The sequence below is a fragment of the Bartonella sp. TT121SHDZB genome (genome assembly GCF_042193415.1).
In the GTDB taxonomy this organism is placed as follows: Bacteria; Pseudomonadota; Alphaproteobacteria; order Rhizobiales; family Rhizobiaceae; genus Bartonella.
This window is the reverse complement of sequence record NZ_JBHILR010000078.1, coordinates 325-585: the sequence shown is the minus strand read 5'-3', so window position 1 is coordinate 585 and position 261 is coordinate 325. Positions and strand designations below refer to the sequence as shown.

Below are 261 nucleotides of genomic sequence, written 5' to 3'. Positions count from 1 at the left end.
GCGCCCAAGGTGTCCGGCTATACGCCGCAGCCGTTGCCGGAGCAGACGTCTTCTGCCGCCACGCAGGGGGGTGAAGCCCAGCGCTTTGTCTCGGGCATGAAAGTGTCCGACCAGTGGTGGAAGACGTTTCAGTCGGACAAGCTGAACAAGACCATTGAAAATGCCTTCGCCGCCAGCCCAACGTTGAGTGCAGCGCAAGCGGCGCGGCGCATAGCGCAACAGCAGACGAGTGCGCAGCAGGGCGCGTTCTTCCCGGTGGTG

At 63.6% G+C, this 261-nt stretch carries 1 pseudogene; it reads left to right on the top strand.

Going from position 1 to position 261, the window contains the following annotated elements:
- A pseudogene (locus ACFIKI_RS08595) lies at window positions 1-261 on the top strand (histidine kinase); the annotation flags it as partial.